This is a genomic window from Bradyrhizobium sp. 26S5 (genome assembly GCF_036923295.1).
Classification (GTDB): Bacteria; Pseudomonadota; Alphaproteobacteria; order Rhizobiales; family Xanthobacteraceae; genus Bradyrhizobium; species Bradyrhizobium septentrionale.
On sequence record NZ_CP145948.1, the window covers coordinates 8,887,240 to 8,902,735 of the forward strand.

The following is a 15,496-nucleotide window of genomic DNA, read 5'->3' on the forward strand; positions in this document are numbered from 1 at the left end:
AATCATGACCCGGGTGCAGGCCCTGATCTCTTCTCCTTCCGCCCGAAAGGGGGAAGGTCGGGATGGGGGTCAGCCGCAGACGACGCTGCAAGCGGAGAGAGCGGATCCCCACCCGCTTTGCTCTGCCGAGCGAAGCGACCTCCCCTTTTCAAGGGGAGGTAAGAGGGCGACCAGGAGCGATGATGCGCCCGCCATGCGCCCTCTTGACGTCCGGCCCATCATGTAACATATGAAGTTACATGATACGCGACAGCCGTTTGTCTGGTGTGCTGCACGGCCTGCTCCACATGATCGGAGCGGGCGAACCGGTCACGTCGGAGCAACTTGCCCAGGCGATGGCCACCAACCCGGTGGTCGTACGCCGCGTGATGGCGGGCCTGCGCGAGAAGGGGCTGGTCCGTTCGGAGAAGGGCCATGGCGGCGGCTGGACGCTCGCGCGCGATCCCGCCGACATCACGCTCGCGGACATCTATCGCGCGGTCGGCGCGCCTACGATCGTTGCGATGGGCCATCGCTCGGAAAATCCCGGGTGCCTGGTCGAACAGGCGGTCAACGACGCGCTCACAGGTACGTTTCGCGAGGTCGAGGCGATCTTCCTGAAGCGGCTCGGCGCGGTGACGCTCGATGCCCTCGCCAAGGATTTCAAGCGCCGGCTCGCCAAGCACAAACAGAGCCTTGAGGACCAGATCCATGCAGTCAAGTGAGCAGGCGAAACCTCTGCCGTTCAACGATCCCGCGCACTGGGACAAGATGGTTGCCACCTACGAGGCGCAGTCGCAGCCGTTCACGACGCACTTCGCCGACGCCGCGGTCGCAACACTCCCGATCGGCCGGTCATCCAAAGTGCTCGACGTCGCCACCGGCACCGGTGCGGCAGCGCTTGCCGCCGCCCGCACCGGCGCAGACGTCACCGCGATCGACTTCTCCGCCGGCATGGTGGCGCGGGTCCGTGCGCATGATGTCGCGAACATCGAGGCGCGGCAGATGGACGGCCAGGCGCTCGACCTGCCGGATGCTACATTCGATGCGGCGGTGTCGGTGTTCGGCGTGATGCTGTTTCCCAACTGGCGCGCCGGCTTGCGCGAGATGGCGCGCGTGACGCGATCAGGCGGGACGGCCGCGATTGCGGTCTGGAAAAGCGCCGACGGCGCCGCGGTGCATCTCTTGCTCGCGCAGATCATCCGGCGGCTCTATTCCGACAACGTCACGCCGATGCCCTGCACGGGCCTCGCCGAGCTCGCCGATCCCGGCCGCCTCGCTGCGGCAGTCATCGCCGCCGGCTTCTCCGTTCCGGCGGTCGCCGAGATCACCCACGACTTCAAGCTCAATGTCGGCAATCCCGGCGATGTCGACAAGCTGTTCGAATTCATGCCGCATTGGAGCGGGCTCGACGCGGACCAGAGCGCCGCGGTCGCGCGCGCCTTCCGGAGCGAGATCGAGCGCGGACGGGTCGGTGACATCTTCGCGATTCCCTCGACCGCACTGGTCGCGACGGCCCGGCGGCTCTGATCGCAGTGCGGAGTTTGGCGGGCTCGGTGAGGCGGGTCCGTGGCCGTGCCGTTCTCGCCTCAGCGCGTATCGTCGTCCTGCTTCTCTCCATCGCTCGGCGGCTGCAGGCCGGGGCTGTTGGCCCAGCGGTCGAGTTCCTCGATGACCCGCCGGTGGCTCGGCCGTAGCGTCGACGGACCACCAGGCTCCTGCGACAATTTTCGGGGCAGCTTGACCTGTTCTGGCATGGCGAGGCTCCAGAGCTGGGCGGCGTGCGGGCCATTCGCAGCGATCGCTACGCAATGCGTAAGATCGCCGGCCGCAACGAAGGCGTGGAAATTATTTGCGGTCTGCCGGCTTCGCTGGCGCTCCGACCGGCTGCACGGGAGCCGCCTGCTCCCATGGCGCCGGCAGGATGACCCGCGCCGGCGGCAGGTTCTGCGCGGCGCGCTGCACATTTGCATTCGCCGGCCGCGGCTCGTCGCTGGCGCTATCGGCGCGTGCGATGGCGATCATGATGCCGAGCGCCAGCGCGACGAATCCAAGTCCTGCGCCGATCGACGCGACGGGCCGGACAAAGCCGGTCCAAGGACTGCCCATGGCGGCAAGATGAGATGAGGTCATCGCAACTGCTCCTCACGCAATACACATCGTTCGGAGCCGTGCGGGAAACTAAAGCGCGATGTCGCGCTTTAGCTCCTTACTTTGAGCATGATCTTTTCGGAAAACCGCTACGCACTTTTCCGGATCATGCTTTGGCGCCTCGCACGGCTCAAGGCAGCTCGTCAGGTCTTGATGTCGGCCGGCAGCTTGCCGCCATTGGCGGCGAGCTTGGCCATCACCCGCTGATGCAGCCAGACATTCATCGTGGCGGTGTTGTTGGTATCGCCGGTGTAGTGCAGCTCCTTCGCGAGCTCCTTGCGCGCTGCAAGGCTGCTGTCGAGGCCGAGCGCCTTCATCAGATCGACGATCGAGCTGCGCCAGTCGAGCTTCTCGCCGGTGGCCGCGGCGGCCTTGTCGACGATCGCCGCGACGTCGACGGTTTGCGCCGCGGGCGCTGCCGATGCAGCCGACGTTGACGGTGCTGCCGGCGAGGCACCCGGCGCAGCCGTCGTTGTGGTCTCAGCGGCGGTCCCAGCCGTCTTAGCCTGGGCGCCATGGCCGAAGATTGCACCCATGATGCTTCCAAAAATGCTCATGATCTCTCACTCCGTGCGCCCGAGACAGCGTTTGCCTCATGGCGGGTTCCAGTGACGGAGCGGACGATAGGCAGGCCATTGGCCGAGCGGAAGATGACCATCGTCACTATCGGAGTGCGGGACCACGTGGTGCAGTTGGCGGGGAAAGTGTGCCGCTCGCCAAGCGGCCGCGTGAGAGCCTTTCATCGTACGCCCCACGTGCGATGAAGTCAGCCGCCCCGGCCCGATTCGCCAGCCCCGAGAAGTCGGGGCGGCTGACACAAACCTGCGCCGAAGTTTCCTGAGCTAAAGCTGGCGGCGGCGAATGGTCTGCGCGAGTTCGACAAAGCATTCCGCAATGCCTGTGCCGGTTTTCGCGCTGACCGATTTGACGCTCGACTTCGCGAGCTCGCCGATCGCGCCGGCGCTTCCCGCGGCCTCCGGCAGGTCGATCTTGTTCAACAGCGCCCGGTACGGCCGGCCCGGAAATCGCTCCTCGAAACCGCGGACCAGCTCGACCATGCGGCTCACCGTCTGCGGCCGCGTGACGTCGGACACGATGATGGCGGCGGATGCGCCGGTGACATAGACGGTGTCGAAGATCTGCGTGCCGAAATCGCCGTCGGTGTCCCACAGCACGAGGCGCATCGGATCGCTGCCGTCCGCCGGCACCACGTCATGGCTCAGGATCTCGACGCCCAGCGTCGATTTGTACTGGCCCTCGAACCGGTTGTAGATCAGCCGGTAGAGGATCGACGTCTTGCCGACCCCCATATCGCCGAGCAACATGACTTTTGCGGTGAGCATCAGCGCGACACTTCGCCTCGATAGACCGTCTCGAACGCCACCCGGCGGTTGCCGCCGGCGGTGGTGTCGGGCCGGTCAGTGATCGGCATCGTCGCGGCGCGCGACACCAGGATCAGCCGCGACGGATCGACGCCAAGCGCGGCCAGCCTGCGCTGCACCTGCTCCGCCCGCTTGCGCCCCAGCGTCCGGTTGGTGCCTTCCGTGCCGCTCTGGTCGGCATAGCCGACGATGCGCACCCTGAGATCGTTGTTCGCCAGCACGCCGGCCAGTTCGCGCAGCTGCTGCTCGGCCTGATCGTTGTCGAGGAATTCATCGGAATTGTAGACGAAGAAGATCGCGGAGGCGGCGATGAACCGGTCGAGCCGCGCCGTCGGTCCGTCGGCGACGGACTGCAGCTTCGCAACCTGCTCGCCCAGCTTCGTAGACTGCTCGCCGAGCTTGTCATATTGCGCGCTGAGCGCCGCATGTTTCTGGTCGCCCGACTGGGCCTGCGCGCTCATCGCCTCGCGCATCTGGTCGAGGCTCGCCTGCAGGCGCACCATACCCTGCTGCAGGCCCGCGATGCCGGCCTGCGATGCCGCGACCTGCTCCGGTGCGGACACCAGGCCGATGCGGTTGACGATCTTGTACGGCGCCGCCGCAGCGGCGAGCACGTCGAGCAGTGGTGCGGTCTCCAGCTGACTCGGCTCAATACCCGAGACCGCCACGCTACGGCTGCCGTGATCGAAGTCGAGCCGAAGCGGAAACGAGGCCAGCAACGGCTGCTTGGTGGCGAGCTGCTCCAGCGCCGTATGGGTCCGCCGCTCCAGCAGGCTGCGCGTCACCGACGTCACCGCAAGCCAGAGCAGCAGCGCGGCGATAGCCGCGAGCACGGCGATCAGGATGACCTTGCCGCGCCGGCTCGCGATCCTGCGCGGGGCGTCATCGGTCTCGATCGACGCGGCGAGCGTGGCGAGCATCGGCCCATCGCAGTCCGCGCCGCGGTCGATGCGCTCGATCGCATCGAAGAACAGCGAATTGATCCTGGCATTGTCGGCGGGACGCAGCGGCCCGAGGCACTCCGCCGCCAGGATGAAGCGGGGCGAGGCGCGCAGCGCGAGCTGCCGCCCGCCGAAATCAAGCGTCTGCAGATTGCCTTCGCCGGCGAGCGCCTGCACCGAGAATTCCAGGATCGCCGCGACCATCGCACTGAGCAGGTCGGCGCGTTCGTCGGCGGTCGCGTCGCGCTTCCAGTCCGCGATCAGGCGGCCATTGCCACGCTCGATGATCAGCAGGCGGTTGACGCGCGGCGGGTTGTCCGCGAGCACGAATTCGCTGATCGGGCGCCCCGTCACCAGCGACTTGACGCGCCCCACCCACAGCTGGGCCGAGGTCAATGCATTGATGCGCTGCTCGAGCGAGGCAACCAGTTCCCGGAACGAATTCGCCACCGCGGCACTGACCAGCCGGCCGACGATCGGATAAAGCGCCTCGATCATCTGCTCGCGCGAATTCTTGATCTCGCTCCGGATCGCGGAGACCACGACCGGCGCGATCGCGCTGGCGAGCTCGCGCGGCCGGTTGACCTCGGCGCGCTCCAGCGCCTCCACTAGGATGCCGGCGGTTGCCGTCTCCAGGCGGTCGGCGTTGCCGACATATCGCTGCAGCGAGTCGAGATTGGCCTCCAGCGACGTCAGACGCGTCGCCTCGGGCTGAAACAGCAATGTCTTGAGCTGCTCGATCTCGCGGTTCTGGCCGGCAGCAGCTGCCATGCTATGTGCCCGAGCGGCCCGATCCCAATCCGCTGATCGCCGCGCCGAGCTGGGTGATGGCCGCGCCGACATCCTTCAGCGAGTCGAGGCGCTTCTGCTCGGTATCCCGCTCGAGGTCGGAGAGCCTCGCCTGCAGGGCGGTGAGCTCGTTGGTGAAGTCCGCCTGCATCTGCTTGAGCTGCGCCTGCATCTCCTCGCGCAGACCCGAGAGGTTGGTCTCGAGCGAGCGTTGCGCGCCGCCGAACAGCAGATCGCGGACCTGATCGATCGCCGCCATGCCATGCGCCGCCGGATCCACGCCGTTGCCGGCCGCCGGAGCGTTTGCCAGTCCATCGGTGGTCTGGCGCTCGATACCCTTCATGGTCATTCCCTGCTTACTACTCATGGCCGCGCAATCCGGACGTGCGGTGTCAAAAAGCAAATCCGGAACAATCCTATAGCCAATTTTACGGGCGCGGCCCAGAGAAAGGCGAGCAATCTCAGCCGGATCAACCGCGTGGTTGTGCTGCTTGAGGCAATTATTTCTAGTAAGTTATTGCCTTTATTGCCAGTTCCGTACGGTTCTTGACCTGGCATTTCTCCAGAATGGTGCTGACATAGTTCTTCACGGTTCCTTCGGCCAAATGCAGCCGCTCGCCGATCTCGGTGTTGCTCTTGCCCTCGACGATCAGCGTGAGAATTTCATTCTCCCGCGCCGTCAGCCCGTCGCGAACCGGCAGCTTCGCCGAGACGCGCGGGCCGCGCAGCCGCTTGAACTCGTCGAGGATGCGCGCGGCGACACTCGGCGACAGCCCGGACTGGCCGTTGATCACGGCGCGGATCGTGCCCGCGATCTCCTCGATCCTGGCGTCCTTCAACAGATACGCCTTGGCGCCTGCGCTGACTGCCTCGAAGATCAGATCGTTGGTCTCGAACGTCGTCAGCACCACGATATGGGTCTGCGGCAGTTCGCGGAGAATCCGCTGGGTCGCGGCGATGCCGTCGACCCGCGGCATCTGCAAATCCATCAGGATGACGTCCGGCCGATAGCGCCGCGCGAATTCGATGGCCTGCTCGCCGTCGGCAGCACCAGGCAGGATCTCGAAATCGTCGTTCTGCTGGGCGAGCAGTGTCGCGATACCTTCCCTGATCAGCGTCTGATCCTCGGCGATCAGCACCCGTACCTTCTCAATCCTGCTCACGGGCTTCCGTCATCCTCTCGAAGGTCTTCTCGCTCCAAAGCGTGATCCGATCGAATCGGATCATGCTCTTATCCTCTTGTTGGTCGCGTTTACTTTACGCGAACCGGTAGCCACTTTGCTCGAAAAACGCTCTCAATGCGCGGGCCGTGACATCAATCGGCCAGCACGCCGGCAGACGCTGTCGGCGGCGCCGCCACGGGGAGCGAGATTCGGACCAGCGTTCCCTGGCCGGGCGCGCTCTCCACCGCGCAGCTTCCGCCGACAAGTTCAGCAAATTCGGCCATGCCAATCAATCCGAAATGTCCTGGAGTAGGCTCCGCGGGATCGAAGCCGCGGCCGTCATCGCGGATCTCGACAACGAGCTTGCGGCCGACCGCGGCCGGCTCGGCGAAGGCGTGAAAGGAGACGCGGCGCGCCTGCGCATGTGCCTGAACATTGCGCAGCGCCTCAGAGAGGATGCGTTGAACGGTCAGACCGCAGTCGCGCAAGCCGGGCCGTGCCTGCTCGTCGATCTGGATCGAGACCCTGACGCCGCTGCGAGCGGCGAAATCGCTCAGCAGTCCCTCGACATCGGGATCAAGCTTCAGATCGTCGGGCGTGCGCAGGCGATCGATGGCTTCGCGTGCGCGCGAAAGGCCGCTCGCCGCCGCGTCTTCCGCGGTCGCAAGACTGTCCGCCACGCGTGCGGGATCGGCCGACAAATAGTGCCTGATCAGCCGGATCTGGGTCAGCAGCGCCACGATCGAATGCACCAGCGTATCGTGCAGATCGCGCGCCAGCCGAAGCCGGGTCCGCGCCAGCGAGGCAAACCGCACCTCGGCGCTCGCCGCCTCGAGTTGCTGCTCCATCAGGCGCCGGGCCCGGCGCTCGCTGCCGAGCAGCGTTTCGACCTGACGGCCCGCGAAGTCCGGCATAGCGATGACGAAGTAGTGTGACTGCGCGCCATTCCACCGCACCACCGCCGTTATCGGCTGCGTGATCCCCGGCGAGGCGCCGCGCACACCGGCCAGCGCGATCATGTCCCGCTGGCCCGCGGCCAGCGCCGCCAACTCGGCTTCCATGCCGACCAGCAGGATGCACTCGCAGCAATCGACGCCGATGGCGGGAAGCCATTCGACCAGCCGCCCGATCTTCCGCTGCATGCGCCGGTCGGCAGCGATGACGGCGAGACCGATGACATCGGCTTCTGCGGCCGCAAGCAAATCCGCGCTCAGATCGATCATGCGTTGCCCATCAGCTCAGCGAGCAGCCCACTCTGGCGTAAGCCCGCGGCGGTCGCAAACGAATATGACTTTCGTCACAACCGATCCTGACTTTCGTCAGATGCCGCCGCCGCTCGAAATGCGGTTGTCTCCCTAGAATGAGCAACGGCGCAATCCATGATGTGCCACATGCCGTCGCCGATGGCGACGCCAGCCGGGCCGCGCCCTTGCAGGGCCGCGCCGGTCGACCGGAGCTTGAGCTGACAATGAGGGCCGCGCCACGGAAACCGTCGCGCATCGAGCTGCGCATGTTGGCGGAAGTAGAGAAGCCCGCACGGCGTCGGCGCCTCAGTGCGACCCAGAAGGTGGCGCTGCAGGAAGCCCTCGCCGGCCGCCTGCAGCTCTATCCGCGCGGATATGCCGCGCGCAAGACCGGGCCGTTCCACTCCCGGCGTGCCATTCTCGGACTGGTGCGCGCCGGCCTGATGAGCCTCAGCGCCACGGCGCGTTATGCGGCCGTGACCAAGCGCGCGCGGGAGATTTATGCAGCTCCGACGGCGGACGGCGTGGTCCAGGGCCGATGAGTTCGGATTGAGCTCTCATCGCGCCCTGGGCTCCTGTCTGCGCATGATCTCCGCGCAAACGCGTTCCGCGTTTGTCGCGAGGGAAACCGCCATGCGCTTTGCGCTAACGCGGCCCGTCGGGTCCGGATCATGCTTCTCGTTTGAGCATGATCTGTTCGGAAAACCGCTGTGCACTTTTCCGGATCATGCTTTAGCCCTTGAGCGCAGTTACCACGACTTCGATCAGTGCGCCGCCGCCGAGATCGGCCACACCGACCGTTGCTCGCGCGGGCAGATTGTCGCCGAAGAACTCGGTCCAGACCGCGTCCATCTCCTTTTTCTTCGACAGGTCGGTCACGAAGATCGAGGCGCTGACAACGCGCGAGGGGTCCGTTCCGGCCTGCTTCAAATAGCCCGAAATCTTGCCGAGGATGTTGCGGGTCTGCTCGCCCATCGAGACGCCGGTGTCGTCGGCGATGGTGCCGCCGACGAATACGAAGCCATTGGCTTCGACGGCGCGATGCATGATCGGCGTGCGGATGCTGCGGGTGATGGTCATGATGTCCTCGTCTTCAGGGTTGGGAAGTCTGGAAGCGCTCGATGCCGAGCTCGCCGATCCGGGTCTGGGTGCCGCCATTGGCGATCAACTCCGCCATCACCGCGCCGGCGGCGGGTCCGAGCTGAAAGCCATGCAGCGAAAAGCCGAGCTGGTGATAGAGCCCCTTGTGGCGGGCACTCGGCCCCAGCACAGGCAGCTCGTCCCTGGTGCGCGCCTCGATGCCGGCCCAGGCGCGCATGATGGTCGCGGCGCGCATCACCGGAAACAGCTCGAACACGGTGCGCGCACTCACCGCGAGGCTGTGCCAATCGAGCACCGTCTCGTTGCGGTCCTGATCCGGTGTTGCCAGATGGCCGCCGCCGATCAGCACCGTGCCATTGGCGAATTGCTTGAACGACAGCTTGCGGCCGCGCAGGATCACGACGGGATCGATGAAATGCGGCACGCGTGAGGTGATCATCAGCATCGGCGCCACCGTCTCGACCGGGACCGGCTCGCCGAGACTGGCGGCGATCCGCCCGGCCCACGCGCCGGCGGCGTTGACGAGCACCGGCGCGGCGTAGCTGTCGGCGCCGACATCGACATGCCAGAGCCCGTCATGCTGCCGGATATTGCCGGCGGCGATGCCCTCGCGCACGGTCGCACCGAGCATTTCGGCCTTGCGCCGAAACGCCGTGGTGGTCTGCGCCGGATTGGCCGCGCCATCGCGCCGTGAGACCACGCCGCCGGGACAGCTGTCGGCCACGGCAGGCACCAGCCGTCGCAGCTCGGTTGCGTCGATCAGCTCCTCATGGGTGAAGCCGAGCGCGTTCAGCTCCGCGACCCGGGCGCGGCAGGTTTCCAGCTCCGCGGCGTTTTCGGCGACCAGCACCTGGCCATGGCTTTCGAAGCTGCAATCGTCGTCGACCAGCTGCTCGATCCGCTCCCATATGTCCATCGAACGAATCGAGAGCGGGATTTCGGCGACATGCCGTGCGAGTTGCCGGACCCCGCCGGCGTTGACGCCGGAGGCGTGTCGGCCGGCATAGTCCTTCTCGATCAGCACCGGCTTCATGCCGGCCAGGCACATGTGAAGCGCGGTCGAGCATCCGTGGATGCCGCCACCCACGATGATGGCATCCGCAAGCTTCGTCATCCGCGCACCACGGCTTTGACGTCGGCCTCGGTCCGCGGCATGGCGGCAAGCTCCGCCAAGGTGATCGGTTTCACCGGCGCACGCAGCCGGTAGTAACCGATCTCCTGCGGGCTCTTGCCGCGCGCCTGTGCCATCAGCTCGGTGACAGTGAGACCGCAAAGACGCCCCTGGCACGGGCCCATGCCGGTGCGCCGATAGGCCTTGAGCTGGTTCGGACCGGTCGCACCGATGGCGACGGCATCGAGAATGTCCTTGGCCGTCACCTCCTCGCAGCGGCAGACGATCGTGTCCGCCGACGGTATCCGGAACTGCGGCGCCGGACGGAACAGCACGTCGAGAAAGGCGCGGCCGCGCTCGGCCTGGGCCAGCGCCGTCTTGAGCACATTGTCAGCAGCGAGTTTGGCAACGGAGGCAGGCGCCAGCGCCTCGACCGCGGCGCGCGCGGCGATGCGGCCACGCGCCACCGCAACGGTGGCACCGCCGATGCCGGCGCCGTCGCCCGCGATGGCGATACCTTCGACCGACGTGTTGCCGTCGGCATCGAGCACCGGCGACCAGCACAGCTGCCGATCATCCCAGCGATGCTCGATCCCCGCCGCCATCGCCAGATTGACGTTCGGCACGACGCCCTGATGCAGCAGCAGCAGCTCCGCCGGAATGGTCTCACGCCGCCCGCCGGCAACGTAGCTCACGCTGGCAAGCTGGCCCTCACCGGAAGCGGCGAGCTCGCTGACTCGGGTGACGACGGAGACCTTCGCCTTCACCTCGCGCATCATCGCAAGCCCCTTGGCGAAATAGGGCGACATCACGAATCCCAAAGCGTGAGGCAATGCCGCAAGATAGTTGCGGCGTTCCGTCGTATCGAGAATGCGATCGATCCGGCCGCCGAGGCGAAGGATCTGAGCCGCCAGCAGCCACAGCAGCGGCCCCTGGCCCGCGATCACGGTCGGGCCATCAGGCACCAGGCCCGACGACTTCAACATCGTCTGGGCCGCCCCCGCAGTCATCACCCCCGGCAGCGTCCAGCCGGGAATTGGAAATGGCCGCTCCAGCGCGCCGGTCGCGAGAATCACCCGCCGCGCCTTGATGAAGCACGACGTGCCGCCGACCGAGACGCCGATCTCGTGCTGACGATCGAGGCTCCAGACCGTTGCGCGGTGAATAATCTCGGCACCGCTCGACTTCACCTCCGCGACGAGATCGGCGCCCGCCCAATAATCGGCCCCCAGTTGCTCGGGCGCCTTCACCGGCGTCGACGCGATGCTGCGCCAGACCTGGCCGCCGGGGCCCGGATTCTCGTCGAGCAGCAGTGTCGACAGGCCGGCCCCGGCCGCCATCGCGGCCGCGGCAAGCCCCGCGGGGCCCGCTCCGATCACCACGACGTCATAATTGTCGCGACGCGGCGTCGTGGTCATCGGCCGATCTCCCTCTTGCCCTTCTGGATTTCGATCTGCATGCCCTCAGTGACCGGCACCAGGCAGCCCTGGCGGTTGCCGACGCCATCGATGGTGACGAGGCAGTCGAAACAGACGCCCATCATGCAATAGGGCAATCGCGGCGCACCGCTGACTGCGGTGGCGCGGCGCACGTCGCGGCCAGAGGCCAGCAGCGCCGCGGAAACCGTGTCCCCGGCGCGCGCCTCGATGGCGGCGCCATCGACAAAGATCTGCACGCTCGGCCGCTTGTCTTGATCGGATCGTTTGAACATTGGATGCCTCTTCAATGCTGGCCTGCGCGCGGCGCGCCGAAGCGGCGGGCCGAGAACGCCCCCACCAATTCGGGCGCGAGCGCGCCGTCGGCGACCATCCGCGCGACGTCGAAGGCATGGTTGGATGCCAGCGTCACGCCGGAATGGCAGCAGGCGACGAAGGCGCCGGGCGCGCTCTCCGACTGGTCGTAGATCGGAAAGCCGTCCTGCGTCATCACGCGGATGCCGGCCCATGTGCGTATGACATTGAGGCGCGCGAGATGCGGAAACATGCGCTGCGCGCGATCCGCCATCACCGCGCTCACCGCGTGATTGACCGCGCGATCATCGAGCTGCTCTTCCCGGCTGTCGCCGATCATCACAGTGCCTTCGTCGGTCTGGCGCACGGTGGTCAGCGGGTGCGGCAGGAACGGCACGGTGCGCTCGGTCACGACGATCTGTCCGCGCGTCGGCTCCATCGGCGCATCGAGGCCAACCATCGGCGCCAGATTCTGATTGGCGTTGCCGGCCGCGAGCACGACTTTTGCCGCGCGGATTTCGCCCTGCGGCGTCGCGAGCCTGAATTCGCCGCCCTCGCTGACGATCGCGGTCACCGGCCGCTCCGGCAGATAGTCGACGCCGAACAGTTTCATGCCGGTATGAAAGGCGCGGAACGTACGCAGCGAATTCACGTGACCGTCGAGCGGACAGAAGCTGCCGCCCGAGACTTCCGGGCCGATCAGCGGCAGCATCTTCTTAACGGCGGACGCCGACAGCATCTCCATCCTGTAGTCGGCCGCGCCGACCTGGTTGTGCATGCGCGTGACGAGCTGGCCGCGCTGCGCGAACTCGTCCTCGCCGAGCGTCAGATGAAATCCGCCATTCTGCTGCAGGGCGACGTCGAGGCCGGTCTGGTCCTTCAATTCGGTCGCAAGCCTGCCCCACGCTTCCGATGCCCGCACCGTCCAGCCGGTATAGGCCGGCATGCCGAGCCCCTTGCTCTGCACCCAGACCAGCGCAAAATTGGCGCGCGAGGCGCGCTTGGCGATATCACCTTCGTCGAGCACAGCCACCGTCTTGCCGAGCCGGCCCAACCCCCAGGCAATTGCGGAGCCGAGCAGGCCGCCGCCGACGACAGCGACGTCATAATCCTTGTGCATGGGTTCTCCTATCGCCCCGGATCGCTCTTGCCGGCGAGCACGCGGTCGAGCCCGTAGAAGCGGTCAAGCAGGATCAGCGCCGTCATGGTGATCGCGATCACGCTCGCGGATACCGACGTCACCAGCGGATCGATGTTGTCCTGGATGTAGAGGAACATGCGGACCGGCAGCGTCTCGGTGCCCGGCGCCGCCAGGAACACGGTCATGGTCAAATCGTCGAACGACTGGATGAAGGCCAGCGCCCAGCCGCTGATCACGCCGGGCAGGATCAACGGCAGGGTGACGCGGCGAAACAGCGTCCAGCCGCCGGCGCCGAGCGAGACCGCCGCCATCTCGATCGAGCGGTCCATGCCGATCGCCGCGGCCAATGTCAGGCGCAGCGCGAACGGAAACACCACGATCACATGGGCAACCAGCAGCGCCGCAAAACTTCCGCCCATGCCGATCGAGGTGAAGAAGCGCAGGAAGGCGATGCCGAGCACCACATGCGGGATCATCAGCGGCGACAGGAACAGCGCCACCAGCGCATCGCGGCCACGAAACCGGTAGCGTGCAATCGCCAGCGCCACCGGCACCGCGAACAACAGCGCGACGAAGGAGGACAGCATGCCGAGCCCGAGGCTGACCCAGAAGGCGTGAACGAATTCCGGATAGTTCGCGATCGCCCTGAACCAGCGCAGCGAGAAGCCGTTGGTCGGCAGCGACAGGAAGCCCTCGGGCGTGAAGGCGACCAGGCAGACCACGACGATCGGCGCCAGCATGATCACAACGAAGATGGCGTGAAAGGCAAGCGCCAGCGGGCCGTTGGTTCTCATCGGAACACCTCGGCATAGCGCCGCTCGATGAGAGCGTTGCTGCCGACGACGATCAGCGCCAGCGCCACCAGCAGCAGTACCGCGACCGCAGCACCAAGCGGCCAGTTCAGCGTGTTGAGGAATTCGTCATAGGCCAGCGTCGCCGCGACCTTGAGCCTGCGGCCGCCGATGATCGCAGGCGTGGCGAATGCGCTGGCCGACAGCGAGAACACGATGATCGCGCCCGACAGCACGCCGGGGATGATCTGCGGCAGGATGATGCGGCGGACGATGGTGAAGGCGCCGGCGCCGAGCGACATCGCGGCATTCTCGATCTGCGGGTCGACGCGCTGCAGCGCCACCCAGACCGAGAGCACCATGAACGGCATCATGACATGGGCAAGTGCTATGACGACGCCGGTTTCGGTGAACATGAAGGGCAGCGGTGCGTTGATCAGCCCAAGCGACATCAGGAGCTTGTTGACGAGCCCATTGTTGCCGCCGAACAGCAGCGCCCAGCCGAGCGTGCGCGCCACCACCGAGATCAGCAGGGGGCCGAGGATCAGCAGCATGAAGAAGCCCTTCCAGCGTCCGCTCATGCGGTTGAGGATGTAGGCCTCCGGCGCGCCGAGCACGGCGGTGATCACCGTTGCCAGCAACGCGATCCGGAATGTCCGCCAGAACATCTCCGCGTAATAGGGATCGCTCGCGATCTCGCGCCAGTTCTTCAGGATGAAGACCGGCTCGATACCCTTGTATTGGCCCCAATCGTGAAACGAGAGCATCACGGTCATAGCGAGCGGAATCACCAACACGCCGCCGAACAGCATCAACGCGGGCGCGGACAATAGCCACGGCGCGGTCGCAGCGCCCTGATCGGACGATGCCGCGACGGCTCGCGGCGCGGTGTCGACGGCACTCATGCGATGCCTCCACTCGGACGCACGCTCATGTCCTCCGGCCGCCAGGCCAGGCGAACCGCCTCGCCCTCGGCCGGCTGCGGCTTGCCGTCGTTCTGACGGACCACGAGCGCGGGCCCGCATTCGGTCTCGCACTGGAACAGCCAATGATTGCCCTGGAAAATCCGGGTGACGATTTTGCCGGCGAGCCCGGCGTCGGCAAAGCTGATGCGTTCCGGGCGAAGGCTGATCGTCACCGGGCCGGCCACAGTCGCCGGTGCCGGCGCGTGCCAAGAGCCGGCGACCAGCCGTGCCGGCGTCGCCGTCCGATCAATGGTCGCGGCGAAATCATTGGTCTTGCCGAGAAACTGCGAGACGAAGGCCGAAGCCGGCCGCTCATAGGTCTCCTGCGGCGTGCCGATCTGCTCGATGCGGCCCTGGCTCATGACCACGATGCGATCCGACAGCGACATCGCTTCGTTCTGATCATGCGTGACCAGAATCGTGGTGGTGCCGAGCGTGCGCTGGATCTGGCGCAGTTCGATCTGCATTTCCTCACGCAGCTTGGCGTCGAGGTTTGACAGCGGCTCGTCGAGCAGCAAGACGCTCGGCTGGATCACCAGCGCGCGGGCCAGCGCCACGCGCTGCTGCTGGCCACCCGACATCCGGCGCGGATAGCGCTCCTCAAAGCCGGCAAGCCCGACCATCGCGAGCGCCGCAGTGACGCGCTCGGCGCGCTGGCTCCGCGGCACCCGCCGCATCTCGAGCCCGAAGGCGACGTTCTCGGCCACGGTCATGTGCGGAAACAGCGCATAGCTTTGAAACACCACGCCGAGGCCGCGCCTTGCCGGATGCACCGCGGTGAGATCACGCCCCTCGAGGCGGATCGCGCCCCGCGACGGCTCGAGGAAGCCCGCGATCATCTGCAGCGTCGTGGTCTTTCCGCATCCGGACGGACCGAGAAACGAGATGAACTCGCCCTTGCGGACCGCGAGGCTGAAATCGTCGACGACGGTCTTCGAATCGAACTGTTTTGCGACGTGCTCGAGTTCGAGAAAGGACATCGATGTGCTTTCCGGATATTGAAGGAGC

19 protein-coding genes are annotated in these 15,496 nt (G+C 66.3%); 3 read left to right on the forward strand and 16 right to left on the reverse strand.

The window, feature by feature from the left end; genetic code table 11:
• The first annotated feature begins 239 nt into the window (after positions 1-239).
• The gene (locus V5279_RS42020; protein WP_166299503.1) at positions 240-704 is read left to right on the forward strand and encodes an Rrf2 family transcriptional regulator; all 465 of its coding nucleotides are present in this window, start codon (positions 240-242) and stop codon (positions 702-704) included.
• The gene (locus tag V5279_RS42025; protein ID WP_338692742.1) at positions 691-1,509 is read left to right on the forward strand and encodes a class I SAM-dependent methyltransferase; all 819 of its coding nucleotides are present in this window, start codon (positions 691-693) and stop codon (positions 1,507-1,509) included. The genes V5279_RS42020 and V5279_RS42025 overlap by 14 nt, the downstream gene beginning before the upstream one ends.
• A 59-nt stretch (positions 1,510-1,568) precedes the next feature.
• Here V5279_RS42025 and V5279_RS42030 read toward each other — a convergent pair whose 3' ends face one another.
• The 8 genes from V5279_RS42030 to V5279_RS42065 all read right to left on the reverse strand — a co-directional run bounded on the left by V5279_RS42030 (position 1,569) and on the right by V5279_RS42065 (position 7,628).
• On the reverse strand, positions 1,569-1,736 hold the full coding sequence (locus tag V5279_RS42030) for a hypothetical protein (protein ID WP_166299507.1): 168 nt from the start codon (positions 1,734-1,736) through the stop codon (positions 1,569-1,571).
• A gap of 91 nt (positions 1,737-1,827) precedes the next feature.
• Positions 1,828-2,112, reverse strand: coding sequence for a hypothetical protein (locus tag V5279_RS42035; RefSeq protein ID WP_338692745.1), 285 nt, complete (start codon positions 2,110-2,112; stop codon positions 1,828-1,830).
• Between the two features lie 161 nt (positions 2,113-2,273).
• Complete coding sequence (locus tag V5279_RS42040) at positions 2,274-2,687, reverse strand: DUF3597 domain-containing protein (RefSeq protein ID WP_166299511.1); 414 nt, start codon at positions 2,685-2,687, stop codon at positions 2,274-2,276.
• Positions 2,688-2,972: 285 nt separating this feature from the next.
• Entirely contained in the window at positions 2,973-3,473 is a 501-nt protein-coding gene (locus tag V5279_RS42045; protein WP_166299513.1) for a Rab family GTPase, read from the reverse strand.
• Positions 3,473-5,224 carry an OmpA family protein gene (locus V5279_RS42050; protein WP_166299515.1) on the reverse strand — a complete coding sequence of 584 codons (1,752 nt, stop codon included), beginning with the start codon at positions 5,222-5,224 and terminating at the stop codon, positions 3,473-3,475. Before V5279_RS42050 ends, V5279_RS42045 begins: the two co-directional genes overlap by 1 nt.
• Before the next feature lies 1 nt (position 5,225).
• Complete coding sequence (locus V5279_RS42055; protein ID WP_338692751.1) at positions 5,226-5,609, reverse strand: hypothetical protein; 384 nt, start codon at positions 5,607-5,609, stop codon at positions 5,226-5,228.
• 139 nt (positions 5,610-5,748) lie between these two features.
• Complete coding sequence (locus V5279_RS42060; protein ID WP_029083136.1) at positions 5,749-6,405, reverse strand: response regulator transcription factor; 657 nt, start codon at positions 6,403-6,405, stop codon at positions 5,749-5,751.
• Between the two features lie 152 nt (positions 6,406-6,557).
• Positions 6,558-7,628, reverse strand: a complete 1,071-nt coding sequence (locus V5279_RS42065) for a sensor histidine kinase (RefSeq protein ID WP_338692753.1) — start codon at positions 7,626-7,628, stop codon at positions 6,558-6,560.
• Between the two features lie 287 nt (positions 7,629-7,915).
• Between V5279_RS42065 and V5279_RS42070 the strand changes: the two genes are divergently transcribed.
• Complete coding sequence (locus V5279_RS42070; RefSeq protein WP_338692755.1) at positions 7,916-8,191, forward strand: hypothetical protein; 276 nt, start codon at positions 7,916-7,918, stop codon at positions 8,189-8,191.
• Between the two features lie 190 nt (positions 8,192-8,381).
• Here the strand turns inward: V5279_RS42070 and V5279_RS42075 are convergent, their stop codons facing one another.
• The 8 genes from V5279_RS42075 to V5279_RS42110 are packed head-to-tail and all read right to left on the reverse strand — an operon-like array spanning position 8,382 to position 15,468.
• On the reverse strand, positions 8,382-8,729 hold the full coding sequence (locus V5279_RS42075; protein WP_338692757.1) for a RidA family protein: 348 nt from the start codon (positions 8,727-8,729) through the stop codon (positions 8,382-8,384).
• A 13-nt stretch (positions 8,730-8,742) separates the two neighbouring features.
• A complete protein-coding gene (locus tag V5279_RS42080; protein ID WP_338692759.1) occupies positions 8,743-9,864 on the reverse strand; it encodes an FAD-dependent oxidoreductase in 1,122 nt (373 codons plus the stop codon).
• Positions 9,861-11,279: an NAD(P)/FAD-dependent oxidoreductase gene (locus V5279_RS42085; RefSeq protein WP_338692761.1), complete on the reverse strand. Its 1,419-nt coding sequence runs from the start codon at positions 11,277-11,279 to the stop codon at positions 9,861-9,863. Before V5279_RS42085 ends, V5279_RS42080 begins: the two co-directional genes overlap by 4 nt.
• Complete coding sequence (locus tag V5279_RS42090) at positions 11,276-11,572, reverse strand: (2Fe-2S)-binding protein (RefSeq protein WP_338692763.1); 297 nt, start codon at positions 11,570-11,572, stop codon at positions 11,276-11,278. The genes V5279_RS42085 and V5279_RS42090 overlap by 4 nt, the downstream gene beginning before the upstream one ends.
• An 11-nt stretch (positions 11,573-11,583) precedes the next feature.
• Complete coding sequence (locus V5279_RS42095) at positions 11,584-12,711, reverse strand: FAD-dependent oxidoreductase (RefSeq protein WP_338692765.1); 1,128 nt, start codon at positions 12,709-12,711, stop codon at positions 11,584-11,586.
• 8 nt (positions 12,712-12,719) lie between these two features.
• A complete protein-coding gene (locus V5279_RS42100) occupies positions 12,720-13,526 on the reverse strand; it encodes an ABC transporter permease (protein ID WP_338692767.1) in 807 nt (268 codons plus the stop codon).
• Entirely contained in the window at positions 13,523-14,428 is a 906-nt protein-coding gene (locus tag V5279_RS42105; RefSeq protein WP_338692769.1) for an ABC transporter permease, read from the reverse strand. The genes V5279_RS42100 and V5279_RS42105 overlap by 4 nt, the downstream gene beginning before the upstream one ends.
• A complete protein-coding gene (locus V5279_RS42110; protein WP_338692771.1) occupies positions 14,425-15,468 on the reverse strand; it encodes an ABC transporter ATP-binding protein in 1,044 nt (347 codons plus the stop codon). The genes V5279_RS42105 and V5279_RS42110 overlap by 4 nt, the downstream gene beginning before the upstream one ends.
• Positions 15,469-15,496: the final 28 nt, after the last annotated feature.